This is a genomic window from Pseudomonas sp. GW821-FHT01A09, assembly GCF_058986725.1.
Map to the genome: position 1 here is coordinate 283,739 of NZ_JBYSWB010000005.1, position 22,295 is coordinate 306,033.

Sequence of the window (22,295 nt, forward strand, 5' to 3'; positions counted from 1 at the left end):
CTATGACTGAGCTGGCGATACAAACCGTGGCGTCCAAGGGGCCTCGGGCTCCCTGGCATGCCCTGAGCGCGATCTGGCTGGTAGTGCCGGGCGTGGTGTTTCTGGTCGCGTTCCTGCTGTATCCGTCGGTGCAGTTGCTGGTGGTCAGCCTCCAGGACCCGCACACCGGCGCCTGGACCTTGGCCGCGTTCGCCAAGGTGTTCGCCGGTGGCGTCTATACCCGCACTTTGGGCGTGACCTTCTCCATCGCCCTGCAAACCACCTTCTGGTGCATGCTTGCAGGCTATCCGCTGGCGTACTGGCTGGCGCGGCTGAGTCCGCGGCGCCAGCGGATCTCGGCGTTGTTCGTGCTGCTGCCGTTCTGGACCAGCGCCCTGGTGAAGAATTTCGCCTGGCTGGTGTTTCTGGGGCGCAATGGCGTGATCAACGATCTGCTGGCGGCCATGGGCGCTACGCCGGGGGACCTGTTGTTCCAGCGCGCCACGGTGGTGTTCTCGATGGTGCACACCCTGCTGCCGCTGGCGGTGGTGGTGATGCTGCCGATCATGAACCAGATCGATCGGCAACTGGGCCAGGCCGCCGACACCCTGGGTGCCAGCGCGCCGCAGCGCTTCTGGCGGATCTATCTGCCGTTGTCGATGCCGGGTGTGGCGGCGGCCGGTTTGCTGGTGTTCATTTCATCGCTGGGCTTTTTCATCGCCCCTACGCTGTTGGGCGGGGCGAAGGACACGATGCTCAGTCAGCTGATCATCGTGCAGATCAATCAGTTGCAGAACTGGCAGATGGGCGCAGCCATCGCGGTGATGCTGGTGCTGGCGGCGCTGGTTACCTGCTTCATTTATGATCGGACGTTTGGCCTGTCGACCTTGTCGGGCGCCTCCAGTGACCGCCGTCAGAGCGATGGCTTGATGCGGCGCCTGGGGCTTGGGTTCGGGGCACTCATGGGCAATCTGTGCGATGGACTGGCACGAGGCTGGGCGCGGCTGTTCGGCGTGCGCGACGCGAGCTGGATGCTGTCGAGTTACGCCTGGATGGTGATGGCGGTGTTGATCGTGCCGATCCTGGCGTTCGTGCCTATGGCCTTCACGTCGTCCAATTTCCTGACCTTCCCGCCGTCCGGGCTGAGCGTCAAGTGGTTCGGCCACTACCTGGAATCACCGCTGTGGCTGGGGGCGACCATTCGCTCCTTCGGTATCGGCATCGTCACCGCCCTGGTCACGGTGATTCTCGCTACCCTGGCGGCGTTCGGTCTGGCGCGCAGCCGCAGTCGCCTGGGCGGCCTGGCGTTTCTGTTGTTCATGACGCCGATGATCGTGCCGCCGATCGTCATTTCAGTGTCGTTGTTCTATCTGTTCGCGCACCTGTCGCTGGTGGCCACCAATCTGGGGATCATCATCGGTCATACGGTGATTGCCCTGCCCATGGCCTTCGTGGTGTTGCTGGCGACCTTCAAGCACTATGACTGGCGTCTCGATCAGGCTGCCGCTACTCTGGGCGCCGCGCCGTGGCGAGTGTTCTGCAAGGTGACGCTGCCGTTGATCAAGGGCGGGCTGTTCGCCGGCCTGGTGACGGCGTTCCTGCAGTCGTTCGAGGAACTGACCGTGGCGATGTTCATCGGTGGCGGGCTCAAGACCACGCTGCCCAAGCAAATGTGGGACGATATCCTGCTGCAGGTCACGCCGACTCTCGCTGCCGCCTCGGTGGTGGTACTGTTGATCGTCTGCGTGCTGTTCTCCCTCATGGAATATTTCCGTCCTGCCGACCATCAAGCGAGTGCATCGTGACTGAACAACTGATTGAAACTCCCCAGGTGGCCATTGCTACCTTCCGTGATGCCATGGCTCGCCTGGGAGCTGCCGTGCACGTGGTCACCAGCAATGGGGCCGCCGGGGAAACCGGGTTTACCGCGACGGCCGTGTGCAGCGTGACCGACACGCCGCCGACCCTGGTGGTGTGCCTGAACCGCAATGCCTCGGCGTATGCCGCAGTGGTGCAAAACGGCGTGCTGTGCGTGAACACTCTGGCGTCGTCGCAACAGGACGTATCCCAGGTGTTCGGCGGCAAGACGTCCATGGCCGAACGCTTCGCCAAGGGCCAATGGACCACCCTGCAGACCGGCTCACCGGTGCTGCACGGCGCGATTGCCAATTTCGACTGCCGTATTGTCCAGACCCTGCAAGTAGGGACCCACGACCTGCTGATCTGCGAGGCAGTGGCGATCCTCTGCGAAGCCGATTCCCCCGGCCTGCTGTATGTGGATCGCAACTACCACGCGGGGCCTGCCGGTCAGTGAGCCTGCTTGTTGGCGGCTGACCTGGCAGGGTTGGCCTTGTGTTTGGCGTCAGCGGCGGCCCGCTGGCGCTTCTCGTGGGCGATACAGCCGTCCAGATAGGTCTTGCTGACCACGGCAGGTTTGACCCGGCTCTTGCTGGCGAAAGTCTGGTTGGTGATGCCCACCGCCATTTTGCTCATCGACGGGTTGGCGAACTTTTTCTCCAGCAGGTGTTTGCGCGTGCTGTAGAGCGTTTTGCCGCTGAGCTTCGCCTGTTGCGCCTGGCCAGCGATCCCCGCGCCCCATTTGCACAGCTTGAGATCGGCCGGGGAGATGTCCTTGGCTTGCGCCGCGGTCATGGCCCCCAGGCACACCAGCGTGGCGCCGAGCAATAGTGTAAAACGCATGCATCCCTCCTAGTTTTGTCCGACCGCCATGGTATTGGTGAACTGCGCCTGCATGAAGATCGGTGCGTGATCCGAGACGGTCTTGCGTGCCTTGTCGTGGGTCATGCCGAGGAATGCCGGGTAGTTGAAAATCTGCGTGCTCTTCACTTTGATCGGGCTGTCGTTGGCGACGATGATGTTGTCGTACAGATTGGCGAACTTGCCATCCTTGACCGACAGCGTGCTGGCGCCTTCATTGACCAGCGGCGACGCGCGAGTGCGGATGTCCGCCCAGGCCGGTGATGTGGGTTTGGTATTGAAATCACCCATCAGCAGAATTGCCGGCTTGCGGGTGTAAGTCTGGCCGAGCCAGTCCCAGTAATCACCCAGTGCAGTGATTTCCTTGGAGCGATCCTTGGTGGATTTGCCATAGACGATATGCACGGTGGCGGCGACGAATACGCTTTTGTCGGCCTTGGCCTTGAAGCGCGCCGAGAAGGGCTCACGGGCGAACAGATCGCGACGGTCGATGTAGGTGGTCGCGCCGTCCAGGTAGCTGACCGCACTGTCGCGCCAGACGAAACCATACATTTCCTTGTATGAACTGCGCCCCGAGGCGTCCGACGCGAGCATCGACCATTTCTCGTGGGTGACTTGCTCCAGGGCGTTCTTGAGGGCGAGCAGGCCCTCTTCACTCATGACTTCCTGAACCGCGAGAAAATCCACATGCTGCGCGACCTTGGCGATGCTGGGGATATCCTTGTTGGGCCGTACACTCAGGTGCTCGAGGTTCCAGGTGCCGATTCGTACGTCTGCGAAGGCGTGGGCAGACAGGGTCAGCAGCATCAGGGCTGCCAGAAAAATCTTTCTCATGATCATCCGAAAAAGCGGGAGGGTATCAATGCGCAGCACCGGTAAAGGCGTGGCTCAGTCTTCCTTGGGAACGGTCCAGAACAGCTGCACGCCGCCATCATCGCGGTGGGCGAGGGTGACATTGTCGTTTTCGGCGATCTCTTCCAGCAGGTTGCCCCAGTCGTCATCGGACTCTTGTGGCAGCTTGAAGATCAGCGCGCTCTTGGACTTTTGCGCGTTGGTGCTGTTGATGATTTTTTGTACGCGAGTGCCCATCACTTCAAAGGAGCTGAGAGCTGGGGCTGCAGAAGTTTTCGCCACGAAGCGGTTCCTTGGTTTGCTGTATGTGCATACAGTATTTCACTGCAGGGATTTTCGCAACAGGGTCTCTGTAGAACAGCGCTTCAGACAGCGGTTTTTTGCTTTTGCTGCAGGAGAGGGAGAAAAAACTGCAAGCCGAACAAGGGGATAGGGGGTGTTGAAGGGGGGCGGCTGGCGCTCGCATGTGGCGTGCACCAGAGGTCGGGCCTGATCAGCCTGCGTGGGAGACCTCGCTGGAGGGCTCTGCATGGGGAGTGTGCTGCTGGGCGAAATACCGCTCGAAGTGCTGACCGACGAACACGTGCGCAGCCTCGATCCCCAGCTCGCGGATCAGCAGGTCGATGCCGATGATCGCCAGTTCTTCAGGGTTGCCAGGGCTGTAGCTGGACTGCCCCTGTGGCCAGGTCGCATCGATCCGGGAATGTATGGTTACGTTTGCCATGGGGGTTCTCGCAGTGCCTGCAGTGCGTGGCGGTGCCCTATGGCCGAGGCTTGAGGGCGCTGGGTGGCGTGGCATGGCCATGCCGATCCGGTGGGTGCAGTAAACCATTTTGCGCGACGTTTCGCACCTGCGCGTGGGCATCACGCCGACGACATGCCACACTTGGGGTTTTTCGGATTCAGGGAAACTGTCGTGCAGATCGATCTCAAAGAGCCTGGTCAATTGACCGAGTCGGCGGTCCGTCAATTGATCGCCAGCGGCCAGGATTCCGTGCACAACCAATTGCGGGTGACGTCTGAGGGTATCGCCTATCTTTCCACCGAGGCAGTAGGTGGCGCGGCGATTGAAGGCTTGTGCTTTCGCTTCGAGACCTGGTCGGCATGGTCGGGCTGTGTCGGTGAAGTGGCCGCCTGTGACGAGGTTTGGGTGCGGCAGATCTACAATGCACTGCACGAGCACTGGAGTAATCCGGGGCAGGATTACATCGATGTCTATTGAGTAGGCGGCATGGGGCAGCTAAACATCCTGACACGATTGCGTTGCCGTGCGAGGCGTCTATCTCGGGCAAAATTGTGGCCTTTTGCAACATGGCGGCAGTGACGTTGTCGCACAGAAGGCAAATTTCACTCTAGGAGGCTTCATGCCCTGCACGCGCATCTCATCCCTTTGCTTGCTCGCGGTACTGGCTCTGGCTGGTTGCTCTACTGATAGCGCCGACAAGACACCGGCCACCGAAACGACACCTGCGCCTGTTGTCGCGAGCGACGGCCGCTGCGATTCCGATCTGGCAAAATTCGCGGTGGGCCAGACGGCCAGTTCGGCACTGCTGCAGCAGGCCCAGCAACGCTCGGGGGCGCAAACGGCACGCATTCTGCGGCCGGGGGATATCATGACGCTGGAGTATCGCTCAGAGCGCTTGAATCTGAATGTCGATGCTCAGGGAGTGGTGTCGCGCGTAAACTGCGGTTAAACGGGCCGAGTAAACGCCAGGCATAAAAAAACCCGTCCGAAGACGGGTTTTTTCAGTTTCGGGGAGATTACTCGCCGCGAACCTGAGCAGCCTGCATACCTTTCTGACCTTTCTCGGCCACGAAGGAAACAGTCTGGCCTTCTTTCAGGCTTTTGAAACCGTCGGATTCGATAGCTTTGAAATGAACGAACAGGTCGTCACCGCCACCTTGAGGAGTGATGAAGCCGAAGCCTTTCTCATCGTTGAACCACTTTACGGTGCCGGTTTGGCGATTAGACATGGTGAATCTCCAAGAAACATAATATTCAGTAGTGCTGTGCTGCTCAGGCCAACTGGGCACACCGAGCTATCATAGTCTAAATGCACGGCTGCATAGCTCCCTGAATGCAGTATTTGCACAGCGCTACCAGTGCCCCTACACCCCGGAATCTCGAATAGCCCTTATTTTACAGGGGTTTGGCGATGAGTCGAGGGGTAAAAAAAACCGTTAAATTATTTAAAAAAAATCGTTATGGGCCGATTTTCTACCGGTGCCGGGGCGCAAAAAGCCATTTTTGCGCCCCGTTCGGACTATTTCTGAACCTGGCAGGCGCTCACGGCGGCCATCATTCGGCCCTGCAGTTCTTCGCTCGGGGCAGTCGACCCGGTCAGTGCCTTGATGTCGGCGTCACTGAGTTTCTTGGCGATGGCATCGGCGCTACAGGTGCAATGCTGCTTGGCGATCGCAGCGGACACATGCTGGCCGGCGGTAGATTCACACTGCTGCAGAAAGGTGTCCTTGGTGCCCGCAGGCCAGGTACCCGCCTGGGCGCTGGCGAACGGCAGAATGGCGGCGAGGGCGGTCAAAGTGATGAGGGACTGAAGACGCATGCGACTTGCTCCTTGTTCTCGGTAAGGATGATGCGGATAACTCAGCACATCAGAACCGGGCAAGGGCGCGCAAGTTCACCGTGGGGCTGCTTTTTGCACCGTTGTGGCGCCTTGCAACGACAGCGCGGCGCGATCCGTGCAGATATCTATGCTAGGATGGCCTCCCGCAACGCTTCAGGGCGCCGCAAGGCACCGTTCCATTGCGGGCTTAACCCTTTTTTGCACCATCCAGTCACTCTGGTTCGTACTCTTTGGGCCTGGCGACAACTGCCACTGTGAGGCAGGCGTCGACCATCAAGAAGGCCCGGTTCGGATCTTGTACTGGCTCATCCCAACCCACGTGACCTTTGGTAGGGGTCACCACTAGGAGAGGAGGCGCCATGCCCACCATTACTCTTCCCGACGGTAGTCAGCGTTCGTTCGACCACGCAGTGTCTGTTGCAGACGTTGCCGCTTCCATTGGTGCCGGTCTGGCCAAGGCCACCGTTGCCGGCAAGGTCGACGGCAAGCTGGTCGATGCCAGCGATCTGATCCAGGGCGACGCCAGCCTGCAGATCATTACGCCGAAGGACCAGGAGGGGCTGGAGATCATTCGCCACTCTTGCGCTCACCTGGTCGGCCATGCGGTCAAGCAGCTGTACCCGACCGCCAAGATGGTCATCGGCCCGGTCATCGAAGAAGGCTTCTATTACGATATCGCCTTCGAGCGTCCCTTCACCCCTGACGACATGGCCGCTATCGAAACCCGCATGCGCGAGCTGATCGATCACGATTACGACGTGATCAAGAAGGTCACCCCGCGCGCCGAAGTCATCGAGGTGTTCAAGGCTCGCGGCGAAGACTACAAGCTGCGTCTGGTCGAGGACATGCCCGACGAGCAGAGCATGGGCCTTTACTACCATGAAGAATACGTCGACATGTGCCGCGGTCCGCACGTGCCGAACACGCGCTTCCTTAAGTCGTTCAAGCTGACCAAGTTGTCCGGCGCCTATTGGCGCGGCGACGCCAAGAATGAACAGCTGCAGCGTGTCTACGGCACTGCCTGGGCGGACAAGAAGCAATTGGCCGCGTACATCCAGCGCATCGAAGAAGCCGAAAAACGCGATCACCGCAAGCTGGGCAAGCGCCTGAACCTTTTCCATCTCCAGGAAGAAGCGCCGGGCATGGTGTTCTGGCATCCCCACGGCTGGACCCTGTATCAGGTACTCGAGCAGTACATGCGCAAGGTGCAGCGTGAAAACGGCTACCTCGAGATCAAGACGCCGCAAGTGGTTGATCGCAGCCTGTGGGAGCGCTCTGGGCACTGGGCCAACTATGCCGAAAACATGTTCACTACCGAGTCCGAGAGCCGCGACTACGCCATCAAGCCGATGAACTGCCCGTGCCACGTGCAGGTGTTCAACCAGGGCCTGAAGAGTTACCGCGAGCTGCCGATGCGTCTGGCCGAGTTCGGTGCCTGTCATCGCAACGAGCCCTCGGGCGCGCTGCACGGCATCATGCGGGTGCGTGGCTTCGTCCAGGACGACGCCCACATCTTCTGCACCGAAGAGCAGATGCAGTCCGAATCGGCGGCGTTCATCAAGCTGACCATGGATGTGTATGCCGATTTCGGCTTCAAGGACATCCAGCTCAAGCTCTCGACTCGCCCAGAAAAGCGCGTCGGTTCCGACGAATTGTGGGATCGCGCGGAGTCGGCGTTGGCCGCAGCGCTGGACCACGCCGGACTGCCGTACGACCTGCAGCCGGGCGAGGGTGCCTTCTATGGCCCGAAAATCGAATTTTCGTTGAAGGATTGTCTCGGCCGGGTGTGGCAGTGCGGTACACTGCAGCTCGATTTCAACCTGCCGATCCGTCTGGACGCCGAATACGTGTCCGAAGACAACAGCCGCAAGCATCCCGTGATGCTGCACCGCGCGATCCTCGGATCGTTCGAGCGCTTCATCGGTATCCTGATCGAACACTACGAAGGCGCGTTCCCGGCCTGGCTGGCGCCGACTCAGGCAGTGATCATGAATATCACTGATAAACAAGCCGATTTTGCCCTGTCCGTGGAAAAAAATCTGACGGAAAGCGGTTTTCGTGCCAAGTCTGACTTGAGAAATGAAAAGATCGGCTTTAAAATCCGCGAGCATACTTTGCTCAAGGTTCCGTATCTCCTGGTCATCGGAGATCGTGAAGTAGAAACGCAAACTGTCGCTGTGCGTACCCGTGAAGGCGCAGACCTGGGCTCCATGCCCGTCGCCCAATTCACCGAGTTCCTCGCACAAGCGGTTTCCCGGCGTGGTCGCCAAGATTCGGAGTAATTACTATTAAGCGTGAAATGAGACAAGATAAACGAGCTGCACCGAAGGCCCCGATCAACGAGAATATCTCGGCACGCGAGGTTCGGTTAATTGGCGCTGACGGCGAGCAGATTGGCATCGTCTCGATTGATGAAGCGCTTCGTATCGCTGAAGAAGCGAAGCTGGATCTGGTAGAGATTTCTGCCGACGCGGTACCGCCTGTCTGTCGCGTGATGGACTACGGCAAGTCGATCTTCGAGAAAAAGAAGCAGATCGCCGCGGCGAAGAAAAACCAGAAGCAGATTCAGGTTAAAGAAATCAAGTTTCGTCCAGGGACGGAGGAAGGGGATTACCAGGTAAAACTTCGCAACCTGGTACGTTTCCTGAGTGATGGGGACAGGGCCAAGATTTCCTTGAGATTTCGCGGTCGTGAGATGGCGCATCAGGAACTGGGCATGGAACTGCTCAAGCGGGTCGAGCAAGACCTGCTGGAGTATGGTTCCGTTGAACAGATGCCGAAGATGGAAGGACGCCAGCTGATCATGGTCATCGCCCCCAAGAAAAAGAAATAACCACCAGGGCACGGCAGGCCTTGCGGTTATGTTTATCAACTGAATGCGGAGTATCCGAACATGCCAAAGATGAAGACTAAAAGCGGTGCAGCTAAGCGGTTTTTGAAAACCGCCAATGGCATCAAGCACAAGCACGCTTTCAAGAGCCACATCCTGACCAAAATGTCGACCAAGCGTAAGCGTCAACTGCGCGGAAGCAGCCTGCTGCATCCGTCCGACGTGGCAAAAGTCGAGCGCATGCTGCGCCTTCGTTAATTTTTGGTTAAGAATAGAGGAATTTACTCATGGCTCGTGTAAAGCGTGGCGTCATTGCCCGTAAGCGTCACAAAAAGATTCTGAAACTGGCTAAAGGTTACTACGGCGCTCGCTCGCGCGTATTCCGTGTAGCCAAGCAAGCGGTCATCAAGGCAGGCCAATACGCCTACCGCGACCGTCGTCAGAAAAAACGTCAGTTCCGCGCTCTGTGGATCGCTCGTATCAACGCTGGTGCTCGTGTTAACGGTCTGTCCTACAGCCGTTTCATCGCTGGCCTGAAAAAAGCTTCCATCGAGATCGACCGCAAGGTTCTGGCTGATCTGGCTGTGAACGAAAAAGCGGCGTTTGCTGCGATTGTCGAGAAAGCTAAAGCCACCTTGGCCTAAGTACCCACGACAATCACTGGCGAGCGTTTCGGCGCTCGACGGTGTTAAACGTCATAAATAGGGGAAGAGCCTTAAGCTCTTCCCCTATTTTGTATCTGGAGTCTGTACATGGAAAACCTGGATGCGCTGGTCTCTCAAGCTCTGGAGGCCGTGCAACACGCTGAAGACATCAATGCCCTGGAGCAGATCCGGGTTCAATTCCTTGGCAAGAAAGGCGAGCTGACTCAGGTGATGAAGACCTTGGGCAACCTGCCAGCAGATGAGCGTCCGAAAGTCGGCGCGCTGATCAACGACGCCAAGGAACGTGTCACAGAAGTCCTCAACGCACGCAAGGCAGCGTTCGAAGAAGCCGAGCTGAGCGCCAAGCTCGCTGCCGAGCAGATCGACGTGACCCTGCCGGGCCGCGGCCAGACCTCCGGTGGTCTGCATCCGGTGACCCGTACCCTCGAGCGTATCGAGCAGTTCTTCACCCACATCGGCTACGGCATCGCCGAAGGCCCTGAGGTCGAAGACGACTACCACAACTTCGAAGCGCTCAACATCCCAGGCCATCATCCGGCCCGTGCGATGCATGACACCTTCTATTTCAATGCCAACATGTTGCTGCGTACCCACACCTCACCGGTGCAGGCGCGGACCATGGAGTCGCAGAAGCCACCGATCCGGGTCGTATGCCCAGGTCGTGTGTACCGTTGCGATTCGGATATTACCCACTCGCCGATGTTCCATCAGGTCGAGGGGCTGCTGATCGACCGTGATATCAACTTCGCGGACTTGAAAGGCACCATCGAGGAATTCCTGCGGGTATTCTTCGAAAAGGAACTGGCGGTGCGTTTCCGTCCGTCCTTCTTCCCCTTCACCGAGCCTTCGGCTGAAGTCGATATCCAGTGCGTGATGTGCAGTGGCAAAGGCTGCCGTGTCTGCAAGCAGACCGGATGGCTCGAAGTCATGGGCTGCGGCATGGTGCACCCGAACGTGCTGCGCATGTCCGGTATCGACCCTGAAGAGTTCCAGGGGTTCGCTTTCGGTATGGGCGCCGAACGGCTGGCCATGCTGCGTTACGGCGTCAATGACTTGCGCCTGTTCTTCGACAACGACTTGCGGTTCCTCGCGCAATTTCGCTAGCCGTAACGAATCTTTCAGGAGAGCAGGATGAAATTCAGTGAACAATGGCTGCGTGGCTGGGTAAGCCCGCAAGTATCCCGGGACGAGTTGGTGGCGCGTCTGTCCATGGCCGGCTTGGAGGTCGACAGCGTGACCCCGGCCGCGGGCGTATTCAGCGGTGTGGTAGTGGGCGAAGTACTGGCCACCGAGCAGCACCCCGATGCCGATAAACTGCGTGTGTGCCAGGTCAGCGATGGCACCGAGACGTTTCAGGTCGTGTGCGGAGCGCCCAATGTGCGCCCAGGCCTGAAAATCCCGTTCGCCAAGATCGGCGCCGAACTGCCAGGTGACTTCAAGATCAAGAAGGCCAAGCTGCGCGGCGTCGAGTCCAACGGCATGCTCTGCTCGCAGTCCGAGCTGCAAGTGGGCGAGGGCAATGACGGCCTGATGGAGCTGCCGGACGATGCGCCGGTAGGCGAAGATTTCCGTGTATATCTGCAGCTTGACGATGCCAGCATCGAGGTCGATCTGACTCCGAACCGCGGCGATTGCTTGTCCCTGGCGGGTCTGGCGCGTGAAGTCGGCGCACTGTACAACGCCCCCGTCACTCGTCCGGTGGTTGCCCCTGTCGCTCCGGTCAGCGACGAAGTTCGTTCGATCGAAGTGCTGGCGCCTGCGGCGTGCCCGCGTTTTCTCGGTCGTGTGATCCGTAACGTCGACCTGGCCAAGCCAACGCCGCTGTGGATGGTCGAACGCCTGCGTCGCAGCGATGTGCGCAGCATCGACGCTGCGGTCGACATCACCAACTACGTGATGCTCGAACTCGGCCAGCCGATGCACGCCTATGACCTCGCCGAAATCGACGGTGGCATTCGTGTGCGGATGGCCGAAGAGGGCGAGAAACTGGTATTGCTCGACGGTCAGGAAGTGACCCTGCGCAGCGACACTCTGGTCATCGCCGACCACAGTCGTGCCCTGGGCATCGCCGGGGTCATGGGCGGTGAGCACAGCGGGACCTCCGGCAAGACCCGGGACATCTTCCTCGAATGCGCCTTCTTCGAGCCGATTTCCGTTGCCGGAAAGGCCCGTTCGTACGGTCTGCATACCGACGCTTCCCATCGTTTCGAGCGCGGCGTCGACTCGCAGCTGGCACGTGAAGCCATGGAGCGGGCCACTGGCCTGCTGCTGGAAATCACCGGTGGCGAGCCTGGCCCGGTCACTGAGGTGGTCAGCGAAAGCCATCTGCCAAAGGTCGAGCCCGTGTTACTGCGCGCCGAGCGCGTCAGCCAGATGCTGGGCATGGAGTTCCCGGCTGCGGATATCCAGCGCCACCTGACTGGCCTGGGCTTGACCCTTGCCGCTCAAGGTGAAGGTCAATGGCTGGTGGGTGTGCCAAGTCATCGTTTCGACATCAGCCTGGAAGTCGACTTGATCGAGGAATTGGCCCGTCTGCACGGCTATAACCACTTGCCGGTCCGTTACCCGCAAGCGCGTCTGGCGCCGCAAGCCAAGGCCGAAGCTGCTGGCGACCTGCCTCTGTTGCGCCGGCTGCTGGTTGCTCGCGGCTATCAGGAAGCGATCACCTACAGCTTCATCGATCCAAAGTGGTTCGAGCTGTTCAATCCAGGCGTCGAGCCGCTGTTGCTGGCAAACCCGATCTCTGCCGACATGGCGGCCATGCGCTCGTCGCTGTGGCCGGGTCTGGTCAAGGCGCTGCAGCACAACCTCAATCGTCAGCAGGACCGTGTCCGGCTGTTCGAAAGCGGCCTGCGATTCGTCGGTCAATTGGAAGGCCTCAAACAAGAGCCGATGCTCGCCGGTGTGGTCTGCGGATCGCGTCTGCCAGAAGGCTGGGCGCAAGGTCGTGATGGCATCGACTTCTTCGACGTCAAGGCGGATCTTGAGGCGGTACTCGGCTTTGCTGGCGCACTGGACGATTTCACCTTCACACCGGGCAAGCATCCAGCGCTGCATCCTGGCCAAACGGCCCGCATCGAACGTGACGGTCGCGAAGTCGGCTACCTGGGCGCGCTGCACCCCGAGTTGGTGAAGAGCCTGGGGCTGGATCGCCCAGTCTTCCTGTTCGAAGTGGTATTGGCCGAGGTGGCCGTAGGCCGTCTGCCGAAATTCCGCGAACTTTCGCGCTTCCCGGAAGTGCGTCGCGACCTGGCGTTGGTAGCTGATCGCGATGTGCCAGCCAGTGAGGTACTGGACGTGATCCGCGAAAAGGCCGGTGAATGGCTGACAGACCTCAGGCTGTTTGACGTCTACCAGGGTAAAGGTATTGATCCGCATAGAAAAAGCCTTGCAGTTGGCTTGACCTGGCAGCATCCATCGCGCACTCTTAATGACGATGAGGTGAACTCCACGACGCAAGACATCCTCACCTCGCTCGAACAAAGGTTGAACGCCACGTTAAGGAAGTAGCGCATGGGGGCTCTGACGAAAGCTGAAATGGCGGAACGTCTTTATGAAGAGCTGGGCCTGAATAAACGGGAGGCCAAGGAATTGGTCGAACTGTTTTTTGAAGAAATCAGGCACGCACTTGAAGACAACGAGCAGGTCAAATTGTCCGGTTTCGGCAATTTCGACTTGCGCGACAAACGCCAGCGGCCTGGCCGCAATCCAAAAACGGGAGAAGAAATCCCGATCACGGCTCGCCGTGTGGTCACCTTTCGTCCAGGGCAGAAGTTGAAGGCCCGAGTTGAGGCATATGCTGGAACCAAGTCATAACGACGAGCTCCCGCCAATTCCTGGCAAGCGCTACTTCACCATTGGTGAAGTCAGCGACTTGTGCGCGGTCAAACCCCACGTATTGCGGTACTGGGAGCAGGAATTTCCTCAGCTCAACCCGGTCAAGCGTCGCGGCAATCGCCGGTATTATCAGCGCCAGGATGTGCTGATGATCCGTCAGATCCGTGCGTTGTTGTACGAACAGGGTTTCACCATCGGCGGCGCGCGTCTGCGACTGTCGGGGGATGAGGCCAAGGACGACAATAATCAGTACAAGCAGCTGATCCGCCAGACCATCTCGGAACTCGAAGATGTGCTGTCGGTGCTGAAAAAATAAATCCGGAAAAAATCCTTCCATATTTCAAATGGTTAAGGTATATTTTTCGCGCTTTCAGTGGTTTGGGAGCGGCTTTGAAGCTGAGGTTTCAGGGCTTGATTGTAAGAGTTACGCTCGGTCGGGGCGTAGCGCAGCCCGGTAGCGCACTTGCATGGGGTGCAAGGGGTCGAGTGTTCGAATCACTCCGTCCCGACCATTTATTCTGAAAAGCCCAGTCGGCAACGACTGGGCTTTTTTGCGTCGAAAAATCAGCTCCTGGCGATCGTCAGTCTGGCGAAGGCGGATGACTGACGAGCTGCTCGGCCACCTCACTCTGCATCGCCGTGAGTATGGCCAGCAGCTCAAGATACGGATATTGCCCGACGCCTTCGCGTGAACACCCAGCCGCATGCACGAAGGCAAGGCTTCTGTGCACCATGAACTGGGCGGCATGGCATTCAGAGCAGTTGATCATGTCGTGAGTAATGATCCACTTATCGTTCCACGTGAGGTATCGCGGGTCAGGCATGGTTGGCTCCTCGGCTGTGACAGTTAGTATAGCCGCGCGCAGGGTTACAGCTAGAGCCGCTGGGAAGGGTGGCGCTACCGCGAAAAAAGGGCTTTGTACTCGCAGGCGCCGCCAATGGGTGAGGCCATTGGCAGAGGCTACAGTCCGGCGTGATAAGGTGGCCACATCCGACGTTTTTTGGAGACAGCTATATGCCTTATGAGTTAGATGGCCGCCTGGTAATCGGCGTCGCCTCCAGTGCCGTGTTCGATCTGCTGGAGTCCGACGCTATCTTCAAAAGTGAAGGCGAGGAAAAGTACCGCAAGTTCCAGGAAACGAATCTGAACAATCCGCTGCCCAAGGGCATCGCTTACCCCTTCATCAAGCGCCTGTTGTCGCTCAATGACCTTTCGATCGACCCTGCCGATCCGTTGGTAGAGGTCGTGCTGCTGTCCAAGAATGATCCTGATACCGGCCTGCGGGTCATGAAGACCATCGAGCATTACGGCCTGCCCATGACTCGGGCCATTTTCATGCAAGGCAAATCACCGTACGAATATATACCGGCACTCAACATCGCGTTGTTTCTGTCAGGCGACAAAGCTGATGTGGAGTCCGCCATCAAGGCCGGGCATCCGGCCGGGCAGATGCTCGAGTCCAGGTTCGATGATGACGAAACCGATCAAACGCTGCGGATTGCCTTCGACTTCGACGGCGTACTGGCAGGGGATGAATCGGAAGCCGTCATGCAGACCGCCGGCCTGACTGAATTCCACGCCCATGAAGTCAAGAATGTGATGCAGCCCCATCATCCTGGGCCGCTGAAAGAGTTCATGGTGCGGATTGCCAGGATTCAGTCTGTCGAGGAGGCGCATAAGAAAAGTAATCCCGACTACAAGAACCGGATCCGCGTCTCGATCGTCACGGCGCGCAATGCGCCGTCCCATGAGCGCGCCCTGAACACGCTGAAAAGCTGGGGCGTGATGGCCAACGACGCGTTTTTCCTCGGTGGGATCGAGAAGGGCAGAGTGCTGGGCGTGCTGAAACCGCACATTTTCTTCGATGACCAGTCAGGCCATCTCAAGTCTGCCAGTGCGGTAGCTCCATCGGTGCATGTGCCGTTCGGGATAACCAATCAAGCGGTGGTCGACCCGGCGGTTGCAGTCGAGCCTCGGCAAGTCGAGGATGCCGCTCAACTCAATGGTTGACAGGCTCTTGGACCACAATCAAGGAGTCTCCCGGCTCATTTACCATCGTTATCGCCTTTGCCCGACAAGTTCTTACCCGTAAACAGAACCATCAGTACTCCGGCGACCGTGACGATCCCGGCAATCATCAGATAGAGCTGCCGATCCGCCATGAGCGCGACGTTGCTGATACGGGCACCATCGGCCGTGGCCAGGGTGGTATCCATCATGTAAGACGCGATCAAGGCGATAACGCCGACGACGGTGAGAATAAAGCCAAAGCCTCGCATGGCGGATGTTCCTGAAAAGTGAGGCGGCGATTCTATCACTCAGCCCTGGATCCTGATGACTCAGCCGTGTTTGCCCGCGGGCACGCAAGGTTCAACCAGACTCAAATACCCGCCATTGGCGTCATGTTGGTAGATTGCGACCAGCCTGCCGCTCGCTAGGTGCAGCGCGCCATTTGTGCCCGGCACATATACCGAGAAATTGGCGATGGAATAACCGCCGGTGCCTGTGACGTGTACTTCTCTGATAGTGATGTGTTGACCTTGCGCTGCTGAATTGAAACGGTCGCCGAAATAGTCGTGCAACGCCTTCCGGCCTCGTACCCAAGGACCGGATGGCGAAACGAGAACGCCATCGGTCGCGTAGTGAAAGTCCATGGCATCAGAGTTTTATGCCGCGTAGTTGGAGTCGTAGCTATGACCGCAGCATTGCATGCGGTCAGCGGCAACGCCCCACCGTCAATCAATACGGGATTTTGGAATATTGCCTTTCGTCCCTTGCGCAAAAATCGTATAGGGCAGCACGAGCGTATCGGCTATGCCTGAAAGCGCCATGTCGACTAGCACGCTGACCGGGTCCCGGAACGCCGAAGTGTGAAACCCTGGACCAAGGGATTTATGGGGTCCTCCAACTAGGGAGCAGAAATCAAAAACGACGCCACTGTAAACGCGCGGGATCGAATCGCAGTCTGATCGATAGTCAGCGAGCCGTTGGCTGGTGAATGCGTCCTCTCGGAATACGGTGTCTATTGTTCCGCAACCCGGCAGGAGCATGGCGGCCGACAAGGTAATGAGCCTGTTCATGATTGCGCGGCATCAGGTCGATCAGGCTGGCCTTCCACCAACAACCGCATCTGCTCGTCGAATTGTTCGATGAAGGTGAGGATCGGTTCCATTTCGGCAAAGCTCTTGCGTGCCTGATCACTATTGCTCTGAACTTTGGACTCGTTGGCGAGAATGACAAGCGAGCTCATGGCGGCTTGAAACATGGGAATGGCGATCTCCCGTAGGGGTTGCAGCAGGCGTACCAGCTCAATCCTCGTAACAGGTAGATGCATATGTTCGGGCGCGTCGATCTCGGTACGGTGCTCTTCGATGCTGTTTTCCACACATCCCCCTACAGGACAATTGTCAGAGGTGAGGACGATAGGGCAAAAGGCAGCAACGGTCATGAGGGAAATGTTTCCGCAGGCAACGGCCGAGAGGCGATGCCATTGCAGCACAGAAAAAAATGCCGCGATCAACGCGGCATTTTTCGTTCACTCTTAGCGATAACGCTCAAGCCAGTGCGCATAAGGCGCTGGCAGCGTCCACGAGGCCTTGTCCACCCCGAGCTCCTTCGCGGCAAAATATGGCCAGTGCGGATCAGCCAGATGCGCGCGGCCAACCGACACCAGGTCCAGGTGCCCGGCTTCGATTGCTTCGTGCGCCAGCTGCGGCGTCCCGAAGCCCCAGGCCGAGGTCACCGGCAGACCTGCTTCGCGCCGCACGCGCTCGGCGACCGGCCCCATGAACGCCGGGCCCCAGGGAATATTGGTTTCGGGGATGGTGAAGCCGACGCTCACGCTGAGCAAATCCAGGCCACTGGCCTTGAAGCGTCGTGCCAGTTCAATCGATTCGCTCAAGGTCTGCTCATCACGCCCGTCGTACTCGAGTACGCCGAAACGCGCGGTCAGGGGCAGGTTCTCCGGCCACACTTCACGCACGGCCGCGAGGGTTTCGAGCAGGAAGCGGCTGCGGTTTTCAAAGCTGCCGCCGTATGCGTCGGTACGCTGGTTCGAGTGCTCCGAGAAGAAGCTCTGGCCCAGGTAGCCGTGAGCAAAGTGCAGTTCGATCCATTCAAAACCGGCGTCACGGGCGCGGCGGGCGGCATCGACGAAGTCCTGGCGCACGCGAGCGATGTCGTCCAGGGTCATCTCCTGCGGCACTTTCGGCAGGTTGGCGCCGAACGCGATCGGGGAGGGGGCGATGGTCTGCCAGCCGCGAGGATCGTTTTCAGCAATGTGGTCGTCACCTTCCCAAGGACGATTGGCGCTGGCTTTGCGGCCAGCGTGGGCGATCTGGATGCCCGGAACGGAGCCCGCAGCCTTGATCGCTTTGACCACGGGCACGAACGCCTGGGCCTGTTCGTCGTTCCAGATACCGGCGCAGCCCGGAGTGATCCGGCCTTCAGGGGACACGGCGGTCGCTTCGACCACCACCAGGCCCGCGCCGCCGCGTGCCAGGCCGGCGAGGTGGACATGGTGCCAATCGTTGATCACACCGTTGTCGGCCATGTATTGGCACATCGGCGGAATCGCGATGCGATTGCGTAGGGTGACGTCCTTCAGGGTGAAGGGCTCGAACAGTGCGGACATGGGAAAACTCCAGACAGGTTTTGATTCGCTTGTTCGATAGTATTCGAAATATGGCTTTAATTGAAGGCCCTCGCTATCATCCGACCATGCGCACTCCCAAACATCCCCTGCCTTGCGACTTCGTCCTCGAGCGTCTGCTGTACGCTCTAAGTGATCCTGTGCGCATGGAAATCGTCCGCTGCCTGGCGGCGGTGCCGGAGGCGTCTTGCGGCGAGTTGGACGGCGGACGGCCGAAATCCAGCGTGTCTCATCATTTTCGGGTCTTGCGCGATGCGGGGCTGGTGCAGACCCGCAACGTCGGCACTACGCACATGAACTCGCTGCGCCATGAAGAGCTCAATCTGCGGTTTCCCGGATTGCTGGATTGCATCCTGTCGCAGTCCTGACCGGCGCAGGCCCACAAAAAAGTGCGCCGTGTGTCAGATAAGTCTCCACTGGATCTCCTCACCCGGCTGCCACGCCGTGACTGACTTGTCTAGTCCACAAACCTTCTGAGTCACCCCATTCACCGCAGATGTCCCCCATATAGCTGCAAAATCCCCGCTAAAACGTCAAAAAACTGTTATCTCGCGTTCATCTGCGGGTCATCGGACTGCCACACGCTCGCTCTAAGGTCACTCGCACCGCACCCCGCCATGGACGGGTTGTGCAGACCGGCGATTCGCCGCGGCAAGACTCCAGACCACAAGACAGAGAAGCCCATGAACGCAGCCATTCATGTCGACCGTTTGAACAAGACCTTCGCCCGCAAGACCGCTCTGGTCGACCTCCAATTGTCTATACAACCCGGGGAAATGGTCGCGCTGATCGGCGCCTCGGGCTCCGGTAAATCCACCCTGTTGCGTCACCTGGCGGGTCTCGCTTGCTGTGATCGCGGCAATGGCGGCACGGTTCAGGTACTGGGGCGCGACGTGCAAGTGTGCGGGCGCCTGAACAGCAAAGTACGCCGTCTGCGTGCCGACATCGGCTACATCTTCCAGCAGTTCAACCTGGTCAACCGCCTCAGCGTCATGGACAACGTGCTGCTCGGGTGCCTGGGGCGCATGCCGCGCTGGCGTGGCAACCTCGGGCTGTTCAACGCCGAGGAAAAACGCCGCGCGATGGAATCCCTGGCCCGCGTCGGCCTGGCCGATCTGGCCCAGCAACGGGCCTCGACCCTGTCTGGCGGGCAGCAACAGCGGGTGGCGATCGCCCGGGTGCTGACCCAACGGGCCGAAGTGATCCTGGCGGACGAACCCATCGCCTCCCTCGATCCGGAGTCGGCACGCAACGTCATGGAAATCCTCGCCGACATCAATCGCCGCGACGGCAAGACCGTGGTCGTGACCCTGCATCAAGTCGATTACGCCGCGCGCTATTGCCCGCGTGCCGTGGCCCTCAAGGGCGGGCGCATTCATTACGACGGCAGGGGCGACGCGCTTGGCAACGACTTTCTCAACGAGCTTTACGGCGCCGACGTCGAGACCCGCCTGATACTCGCCGATCAGGCTCGCAACCCAGGCATACCGCCGCGGCTGGCACTGGCCCAGGCCTGATTGCGCCAGCCTTACGCACCTCTCTCATCCTTGGATTCAGGAGCACTCAATGTTCAACCGTATCGGTCGCGCGTTCGCCTCTGTCGCCTTGCTCGCCAGCTGTTTGCTGGGTACCGCGCAAGCCGACGACAAGGTCATCAACTTCGGCATCATGTCCACCGAGTCCTCACAAAACCTGAAAAGCATCTGGCAGCCGTTCATTGACGACATGTCGAGAAAGACCGGCCTCAAAGTCAATGCCACCTTCGCTTCCGACTATGCCGGGCTGATCCAGGGCATGCGCTTCAACAAGGTCGATGTGGCCTGGCTGGGCAACAAGGCGGCCATGGAGGCCGTAGACCGTTCCGGCGGCGAGATCTTCGCCCAGACCGCCGCCGCCAATGGCGCGCCGGGTTACTGGAGCCTGATCATCGCGCGCAAGGACAGCCCGATCAATTCGGTCGACGACATGCTCAAGCACGCCAAGGAGCTGACCTTCGGCAACGGTGATCCGAACTCGACATCCGGTTACCTGGTGCCCGGTTACTACGTGTTCGCCAAGAACAACGTCGACGCCGCCACCGCGTTCAAGCGCACCCTCAACTCCAGCCACGAAGTCAACGCCCTGAGCGTCGCCAAGGGCCAGCTCGATGTCGCCACCTTCAATACCGAAAGCTGGGACCGCCTGGCCGTGACCCAGCCCGACAAGGCCGCGCAGCTCAAGGTGATCTGGAAATCGCCGATCATCCCGGCCGACCCGATGGTGTGGCGCAAGTCGCTGTCGGATGACGACAAGAACAAGATCCGCGAATTCTTCACCACCTATGGCGATACCGATGCCGAAAAGGCCGTGCTGAAGAACATGCAGATGGGCAAGTTCCTCAAGTCCTCTGACGACCAGTTGCTGACCATCCGCCAACTGGAGCTGTTCAAGCAGAAGTCCGAAGTCAGCGCCAGCACGACGCTCGATGCCAACGAGAAGTCCAGCCGCCTCAAAGCCATCGATGACGGCCTGACCAAACTGCAGGACCGCATCTCCGAGCTGGACAAGCAAGGCAACGCCAAAGCGGGCTGACACGGCTGCGCGGTGCCACGGCGCCGCGCCTCTTCTCCTCCTCGATCTGCAAACGGGAACGTCCATGACTACGCATGCTGCATACGCTGAAGCGGTCGGCACTCGCTCCTGGAGCCGCTACCTGGGCTGGGGCCTGTTCGTCGCCATGATGGCCTGGGCCTGGCACGGCGCCGAAATGAACCCGATCGCGCTGTACCGCGACTCGGGGAACATGGCGACCTTCGCCGCCGACTTCTTTCCGCCGGACTTCCACGAATGGCGTTCGTACCTCAAGGAAATGATCGTCACCGTGCACATCGCGTTGTGGGGCACCTTGCTCGCCATCGTCTGTTCGGTGCCGCTGGGTGTGCTGTGCGCCGACAACATCACCCCCTGGTGGATTCACCAGCCGCTGCGCCGGGTCATGGATGCCTTTCGCTCGATCAACGAAATGGTGTTCGCGATGCTGTTCGTGGTTGCCGTCGGGCTGGGGCCTTTCGCCGGGGTGCTGGCGCTGTGGATAAGCACCACCGGGGTGCTTGCCAAGCTGTTCGCCGAAGCGGTGGAAGCCATCGATCCGGGCCCGGTCGAGGGTGTGCGCGCCACCGGCGCCAGCGCCCTGCAGGAAGTGATCTACGGGGTCATCCCGCAAGTCATGCCGCTGTGGATTTCCTACGCGCTGTATCGCTTCGAGTCCAACGTGCGCTCGGCCACGGTGGTGGGGATGGTCGGCGCTGGCGGTATCGGCGTGATCCTCTGGGAGAACATCCGCGCCTTCGAGTTCGTTCAAACCTGCGCGGTGTTGCTGATGATCATCCTGGTGGTGAGCGTCATCGACATTGTTTCGCAACGCCTGCGCAAGCAGTCCATCTAGCGATCAACCGACAGGAGAGGGTGCGAACCCTGTTTTCAGCCATGCAGTTGTCTAGACAAGAACCCATGTACCAAGCGCTGGCGGACACCCTGCGCAGCGAATTGAGCTCCTTCAGCGCCGGCCAGTACCTGCCGGCGGAAATCCAGCTGGCGGCGCGCTTTGCGGTCAACCGTCACACCGTGCGCCGGGCGATCGACGAGCTGGTGCGCGAGGGCAGCCTGTTGCGTCGCCAAGGCAAGGGCACCCAGGTACTGGGCCGCCCGCTGATCTATCCGGTGGCCGCCGAAAGCGCCTACAGCCAGTCGCTGTCGGCCCAGGGCCTTGGCGTCGAAGCCATCCTGCTGCAGCGGCGCGCCTGTGTAGCGACCCGTGAAGAGGCCGCGCATCTGGGCCTGCCCGAGCATGCGCCGTTGATCGAACTGCAAACCTTGCGGCGTCTCGACGGCCAGCCCGTGAGCTTGATCCGCCATCGCTACTGCGCCAGCCGCGCCGACCTGCTGGCCGACTATCAGGGCGGCTCGGTGCGCCAGTTTCTGGCGGCGCGGGCGTTGCCCTTGACCCGCACCTTCAGCCTGATCGGCGCCCGTTTGCCCAGCCGGGAAGAGGCCAGCGTCCTGCTGATGCCGCGTCATCTTCCGGCCCTCACCGTCCTCACCCTTTCCCGTGATGCGAGCGGGCGTCCAGTGGAGCTTGCGCAGTCCACCAGCCGCTGCGACCGCTTCCAGTACCAGGTCGTCACATGATGGAGATGCC

Annotated in this window: 30 protein-coding genes, 1 tRNA gene and 1 pseudogene; 20 read left to right on the forward strand and 12 right to left on the reverse strand. The window is 59.6% G+C overall.

Features of this window, described 5'->3' with window-relative positions:
• Nucleotides 1–2 precede the first annotated feature (2 nt).
• Nucleotides 3–1,784, forward strand: coding sequence for an ABC transporter permease subunit (locus tag AC3WJP_RS09065; protein ID WP_493721139.1), 1,782 nt, complete (start codon nt 3–5; stop codon nt 1,782–1,784).
• On the forward strand, nt 1,781–2,293 hold the full coding sequence (locus AC3WJP_RS09070) for a flavin reductase (protein ID WP_493721140.1): 513 nt from the start codon (nt 1,781–1,783) through the stop codon (nt 2,291–2,293). Before AC3WJP_RS09065 ends, AC3WJP_RS09070 begins: the two co-directional genes overlap by 4 nt.
• Here the strand turns inward: AC3WJP_RS09070 and AC3WJP_RS09075 are convergent.
• The 4 genes from AC3WJP_RS09075 to AC3WJP_RS09090 all read right to left on the reverse strand — a co-directional run bounded on the left by AC3WJP_RS09075 (nt 2,287) and on the right by AC3WJP_RS09090 (nt 4,273).
• Complete coding sequence (locus tag AC3WJP_RS09075; RefSeq protein WP_493721141.1) at nt 2,287–2,679, reverse strand: hypothetical protein; 393 nt, start codon at nt 2,677–2,679, stop codon at nt 2,287–2,289. The two genes, AC3WJP_RS09070 and AC3WJP_RS09075, sit on opposite strands and share 7 nt — an antisense overlap.
• A gap of 9 nt (nt 2,680–2,688) precedes the next feature.
• Nucleotides 2,689–3,531, reverse strand: coding sequence for an endonuclease/exonuclease/phosphatase family protein (locus AC3WJP_RS09080; RefSeq protein WP_493721142.1), 843 nt, complete (start codon nt 3,529–3,531; stop codon nt 2,689–2,691).
• 54 nt (nt 3,532–3,585) lie between these two features.
• Nucleotides 3,586–3,786 (reverse strand): DUF1654 domain-containing protein, encoded by a 201-nt coding sequence (locus AC3WJP_RS09085; RefSeq protein ID WP_493721176.1) that lies wholly within the window; start codon nt 3,784–3,786, stop codon nt 3,586–3,588.
• A gap of 256 nt (nt 3,787–4,042) precedes the next feature.
• Entirely contained in the window at nt 4,043–4,273 is a 231-nt protein-coding gene (locus tag AC3WJP_RS09090; protein WP_493721143.1) for a hypothetical protein, read from the reverse strand.
• Between the two features lie 192 nt (nt 4,274–4,465).
• On the opposite strand from AC3WJP_RS09090, the gene AC3WJP_RS09095 reads away from it, so the two are divergent.
• On the forward strand, nt 4,466–4,771 hold the full coding sequence (locus AC3WJP_RS09095) for a hypothetical protein (RefSeq protein ID WP_493721144.1): 306 nt from the start codon (nt 4,466–4,468) through the stop codon (nt 4,769–4,771).
• Between the two features lie 142 nt (nt 4,772–4,913).
• Nucleotides 4,914–5,243 carry an I78 family peptidase inhibitor gene (locus AC3WJP_RS09100; RefSeq protein WP_493721145.1) on the forward strand — a complete coding sequence of 110 codons (330 nt, stop codon included), beginning with the start codon at nt 4,914–4,916 and terminating at the stop codon, nt 5,241–5,243.
• 67 nt (nt 5,244–5,310) lie between these two features.
• On the opposite strand, the gene AC3WJP_RS09105 is transcribed toward AC3WJP_RS09100, so the two are convergent.
• Nucleotides 5,311–5,523 carry a cold-shock protein gene (locus tag AC3WJP_RS09105; protein WP_003234260.1) on the reverse strand — a complete coding sequence of 71 codons (213 nt, stop codon included), beginning with the start codon at nt 5,521–5,523 and terminating at the stop codon, nt 5,311–5,313.
• A gap of 290 nt (nt 5,524–5,813) precedes the next feature.
• On the reverse strand, nt 5,814–6,113 hold the full coding sequence (locus tag AC3WJP_RS09110) for a hypothetical protein (RefSeq protein WP_493721146.1): 300 nt from the start codon (nt 6,111–6,113) through the stop codon (nt 5,814–5,816).
• A gap of 380 nt (nt 6,114–6,493) precedes the next feature.
• Between AC3WJP_RS09110 and thrS the strand changes: the two genes are divergently transcribed.
• From thrS to AC3WJP_RS09155, 9 genes are all read left to right on the forward strand, one after another.
• Nucleotides 6,494–8,416 carry a threonine--tRNA ligase gene (gene thrS, locus AC3WJP_RS09115; protein WP_493721147.1) on the forward strand — a complete coding sequence of 641 codons (1,923 nt, stop codon included), beginning with the start codon at nt 6,494–6,496 and terminating at the stop codon, nt 8,414–8,416.
• Nucleotides 8,416–8,967 carry a translation initiation factor IF-3 gene (gene infC, locus AC3WJP_RS09120; RefSeq protein WP_226503711.1) on the forward strand — a complete coding sequence of 184 codons (552 nt, stop codon included), beginning with the start codon at nt 8,416–8,418 and terminating at the stop codon, nt 8,965–8,967. Before thrS ends, infC begins: the two co-directional genes overlap by 1 nt.
• Before the next feature lie 60 nt (nt 8,968–9,027).
• Nucleotides 9,028–9,222, forward strand: a complete 195-nt coding sequence (rpmI, locus tag AC3WJP_RS09125) for a 50S ribosomal protein L35 (protein WP_002553160.1) — start codon at nt 9,028–9,030, stop codon at nt 9,220–9,222.
• 29 nt (nt 9,223–9,251) lie between these two features.
• Nucleotides 9,252–9,608: a 50S ribosomal protein L20 gene (rplT, locus tag AC3WJP_RS09130; protein WP_002553161.1), complete on the forward strand. Its 357-nt coding sequence runs from the start codon at nt 9,252–9,254 to the stop codon at nt 9,606–9,608.
• A 108-nt stretch (nt 9,609–9,716) separates the two neighbouring features.
• Nucleotides 9,717–10,733, forward strand: a complete 1,017-nt coding sequence (gene pheS, locus AC3WJP_RS09135; RefSeq protein ID WP_493721148.1) for a phenylalanine--tRNA ligase subunit alpha — start codon at nt 9,717–9,719, stop codon at nt 10,731–10,733.
• Nucleotides 10,734–10,760: 27 nt separating this feature from the next.
• Nucleotides 10,761–13,139: a phenylalanine--tRNA ligase subunit beta gene (gene pheT, locus AC3WJP_RS09140; protein WP_493721149.1), complete on the forward strand. Its 2,379-nt coding sequence runs from the start codon at nt 10,761–10,763 to the stop codon at nt 13,137–13,139.
• Nucleotides 13,140–13,142: 3 nt separating this feature from the next.
• Nucleotides 13,143–13,445 (forward strand): integration host factor subunit alpha, encoded by a 303-nt coding sequence (gene ihfA, locus AC3WJP_RS09145; RefSeq protein ID WP_002553164.1) that lies wholly within the window; start codon nt 13,143–13,145, stop codon nt 13,443–13,445.
• On the forward strand, nt 13,426–13,782 hold the full coding sequence (locus AC3WJP_RS09150) for a MerR family transcriptional regulator (protein ID WP_493721150.1): 357 nt from the start codon (nt 13,426–13,428) through the stop codon (nt 13,780–13,782). Before ihfA ends, AC3WJP_RS09150 begins: the two co-directional genes overlap by 20 nt.
• A gap of 119 nt (nt 13,783–13,901) precedes the next feature.
• A tRNA-Pro gene (locus AC3WJP_RS09155) sits at nt 13,902–13,978 on the forward strand.
• Nucleotides 13,979–14,047: 69 nt separating this feature from the next.
• Here the strand turns inward: AC3WJP_RS09155 and AC3WJP_RS09160 are convergent.
• A complete protein-coding gene (locus tag AC3WJP_RS09160) occupies nt 14,048–14,290 on the reverse strand; it encodes a hypothetical protein (RefSeq protein WP_493721151.1) in 243 nt (80 codons plus the stop codon).
• Nucleotides 14,291–14,481: 191 nt separating this feature from the next.
• On the opposite strand from AC3WJP_RS09160, the gene AC3WJP_RS09165 reads away from it, so the two are divergent.
• Nucleotides 14,482–15,477 (forward strand): 5'-nucleotidase, encoded by a 996-nt coding sequence (locus tag AC3WJP_RS09165; RefSeq protein WP_493721152.1) that lies wholly within the window; start codon nt 14,482–14,484, stop codon nt 15,475–15,477.
• Between the two features lie 35 nt (nt 15,478–15,512).
• Here the strand turns inward: AC3WJP_RS09165 and AC3WJP_RS09170 are convergent, their stop codons facing one another.
• Together AC3WJP_RS09170 and AC3WJP_RS09175 are read right to left on the reverse strand one after the other, a co-directional pair.
• Nucleotides 15,513–15,746 (reverse strand): hypothetical protein, encoded by a 234-nt coding sequence (locus AC3WJP_RS09170; RefSeq protein WP_493721153.1) that lies wholly within the window; start codon nt 15,744–15,746, stop codon nt 15,513–15,515.
• A gap of 60 nt (nt 15,747–15,806) precedes the next feature.
• A complete protein-coding gene (locus AC3WJP_RS09175) occupies nt 15,807–16,121 on the reverse strand; it encodes a YybH family protein (protein ID WP_493721154.1) in 315 nt (104 codons plus the stop codon).
• Between the two features lie 39 nt (nt 16,122–16,160).
• Here AC3WJP_RS09175 and AC3WJP_RS09180 point away from each other — a divergent pair, with 39 nt between their 5' ends.
• Complete coding sequence (locus AC3WJP_RS09180) at nt 16,161–16,289, forward strand: hypothetical protein (protein WP_493721177.1); 129 nt, start codon at nt 16,161–16,163, stop codon at nt 16,287–16,289.
• 21 nt (nt 16,290–16,310) lie between these two features.
• Here AC3WJP_RS09180 and AC3WJP_RS09185 read toward each other — a convergent pair.
• From AC3WJP_RS09185 to AC3WJP_RS09195, 3 genes and pseudogenes are all read right to left on the reverse strand, one after another.
• Nucleotides 16,311–16,547 (reverse strand): annotated as a pseudogene (locus AC3WJP_RS09185) (hypothetical protein); the annotation flags it as partial.
• Nucleotides 16,544–16,987 (reverse strand): hypothetical protein, encoded by a 444-nt coding sequence (locus AC3WJP_RS09190; protein ID WP_493721155.1) that lies wholly within the window; start codon nt 16,985–16,987, stop codon nt 16,544–16,546. The pseudogene AC3WJP_RS09185 and the gene AC3WJP_RS09190, both read right to left, overlap by 4 nt.
• A 21-nt stretch (nt 16,988–17,008) precedes the next feature.
• Entirely contained in the window at nt 17,009–18,100 is a 1,092-nt protein-coding gene (locus AC3WJP_RS09195; protein ID WP_493721156.1) for an NADH:flavin oxidoreductase/NADH oxidase, read from the reverse strand.
• Nucleotides 18,101–18,150: 50 nt separating this feature from the next.
• Here AC3WJP_RS09195 and AC3WJP_RS09200 point away from each other — a divergent pair, with 50 nt between their 5' ends.
• From AC3WJP_RS09200 to phnF, 5 genes are all read left to right on the forward strand, one after another.
• A complete protein-coding gene (locus tag AC3WJP_RS09200) occupies nt 18,151–18,486 on the forward strand; it encodes an ArsR/SmtB family transcription factor (RefSeq protein ID WP_493721157.1) in 336 nt (111 codons plus the stop codon).
• Nucleotides 18,487–18,801: 315 nt separating this feature from the next.
• Nucleotides 18,802–19,635 carry a phosphonate ABC transporter ATP-binding protein gene (phnC, locus tag AC3WJP_RS09205; RefSeq protein WP_493721158.1) on the forward strand — a complete coding sequence of 278 codons (834 nt, stop codon included), beginning with the start codon at nt 18,802–18,804 and terminating at the stop codon, nt 19,633–19,635.
• 49 nt (nt 19,636–19,684) lie between these two features.
• Nucleotides 19,685–20,689, forward strand: a complete 1,005-nt coding sequence (gene phnD, locus AC3WJP_RS09210) for a phosphonate ABC transporter substrate-binding protein (protein ID WP_493721159.1) — start codon at nt 19,685–19,687, stop codon at nt 20,687–20,689.
• Between the two features lie 64 nt (nt 20,690–20,753).
• Entirely contained in the window at nt 20,754–21,542 is a 789-nt protein-coding gene (gene phnE, locus AC3WJP_RS09215) for a phosphonate ABC transporter, permease protein PhnE (protein ID WP_493721160.1), read from the forward strand.
• Between the two features lie 41 nt (nt 21,543–21,583).
• A complete protein-coding gene (gene phnF / locus AC3WJP_RS09220; RefSeq protein ID WP_493721161.1) occupies nt 21,584–22,285 on the forward strand; it encodes a phosphonate metabolism transcriptional regulator PhnF in 702 nt (233 codons plus the stop codon).
• The last annotated feature ends 10 nt before the right edge of the window (nt 22,286–22,295 follow it).

Bases quoted from the DNA above. Each gene is read 5' to 3' on its own strand.
- AC3WJP_RS09200 (WP_493721157.1), top strand. From the start codon at position 18,151: ATGGCTTTAATTGAAGGCCCTCGCTATCATCCGACCATGCGCACTCCC.
- phnE (WP_493721160.1), top strand. From the start codon at position 20,754: ATGACTACGCATGCTGCATACGCTGAAGCGGTCGGCACTCGCTCCTGG.
- thrS (WP_493721147.1), top strand. From the start codon at position 6,494: ATGCCCACCATTACTCTTCCCGACGGTAGTCAGCGTTCGTTCGACCAC.
- AC3WJP_RS09080 (WP_493721142.1), bottom strand. From the start codon at position 3,531: ATGAGAAAGATTTTTCTGGCAGCCCTGATGCTGCTGACCCTGTCTGCC.
- AC3WJP_RS09090 (WP_493721143.1), bottom strand. From the start codon at position 4,273: ATGGCAAACGTAACCATACATTCCCGGATCGATGCGACCTGGCCACAG.
- rpmI (WP_002553160.1), top strand. From the start codon at position 9,028: ATGCCAAAGATGAAGACTAAAAGCGGTGCAGCTAAGCGGTTTTTGAAA.
- phnF (WP_493721161.1), top strand. From the start codon at position 21,584: ATGCAGTTGTCTAGACAAGAACCCATGTACCAAGCGCTGGCGGACACC.
- AC3WJP_RS09110 (WP_493721146.1), bottom strand. From the start codon at position 6,113: ATGCGTCTTCAGTCCCTCATCACTTTGACCGCCCTCGCCGCCATTCTG.
- AC3WJP_RS09195 (WP_493721156.1), bottom strand. From the start codon at position 18,100: ATGTCCGCACTGTTCGAGCCCTTCACCCTGAAGGACGTCACCCTACGC.
- AC3WJP_RS09165 (WP_493721152.1), top strand. From the start codon at position 14,482: ATGCCTTATGAGTTAGATGGCCGCCTGGTAATCGGCGTCGCCTCCAGT.
- AC3WJP_RS09065 (WP_493721139.1), top strand. From the start codon at position 3: ATGACTGAGCTGGCGATACAAACCGTGGCGTCCAAGGGGCCTCGGGCT.
- AC3WJP_RS09170 (WP_493721153.1), bottom strand. From the start codon at position 15,746: ATGCGAGGCTTTGGCTTTATTCTCACCGTCGTCGGCGTTATCGCCTTG.
- ihfA (WP_002553164.1), top strand. From the start codon at position 13,143: ATGGGGGCTCTGACGAAAGCTGAAATGGCGGAACGTCTTTATGAAGAG.
- AC3WJP_RS09105 (WP_003234260.1), bottom strand. From the start codon at position 5,523: ATGTCTAATCGCCAAACCGGCACCGTAAAGTGGTTCAACGATGAGAAA.
- AC3WJP_RS09160 (WP_493721151.1), bottom strand. From the start codon at position 14,290: ATGCCTGACCCGCGATACCTCACGTGGAACGATAAGTGGATCATTACT.
- pheT (WP_493721149.1), top strand. From the start codon at position 10,761: ATGAAATTCAGTGAACAATGGCTGCGTGGCTGGGTAAGCCCGCAAGTA.
- AC3WJP_RS09175 (WP_493721154.1), bottom strand. From the start codon at position 16,121: ATGGACTTTCACTACGCGACCGATGGCGTTCTCGTTTCGCCATCCGGT.
- AC3WJP_RS09180 (WP_493721177.1), top strand. From the start codon at position 16,161: ATGACCGCAGCATTGCATGCGGTCAGCGGCAACGCCCCACCGTCAATC.
- phnC (WP_493721158.1), top strand. From the start codon at position 18,802: ATGAACGCAGCCATTCATGTCGACCGTTTGAACAAGACCTTCGCCCGC.
- rplT (WP_002553161.1), top strand. From the start codon at position 9,252: ATGGCTCGTGTAAAGCGTGGCGTCATTGCCCGTAAGCGTCACAAAAAG.
- AC3WJP_RS09085 (WP_493721176.1), bottom strand. From the start codon at position 3,786: ATGGGCACTCGCGTACAAAAAATCATCAACAGCACCAACGCGCAAAAG.
- pheS (WP_493721148.1), top strand. From the start codon at position 9,717: ATGGAAAACCTGGATGCGCTGGTCTCTCAAGCTCTGGAGGCCGTGCAA.
- AC3WJP_RS09150 (WP_493721150.1), top strand. From the start codon at position 13,426: ATGCTGGAACCAAGTCATAACGACGAGCTCCCGCCAATTCCTGGCAAG.
- AC3WJP_RS09100 (WP_493721145.1), top strand. From the start codon at position 4,914: ATGCCCTGCACGCGCATCTCATCCCTTTGCTTGCTCGCGGTACTGGCT.
- phnD (WP_493721159.1), top strand. From the start codon at position 19,685: ATGTTCAACCGTATCGGTCGCGCGTTCGCCTCTGTCGCCTTGCTCGCC.
- AC3WJP_RS09075 (WP_493721141.1), bottom strand. From the start codon at position 2,679: ATGCGTTTTACACTATTGCTCGGCGCCACGCTGGTGTGCCTGGGGGCC.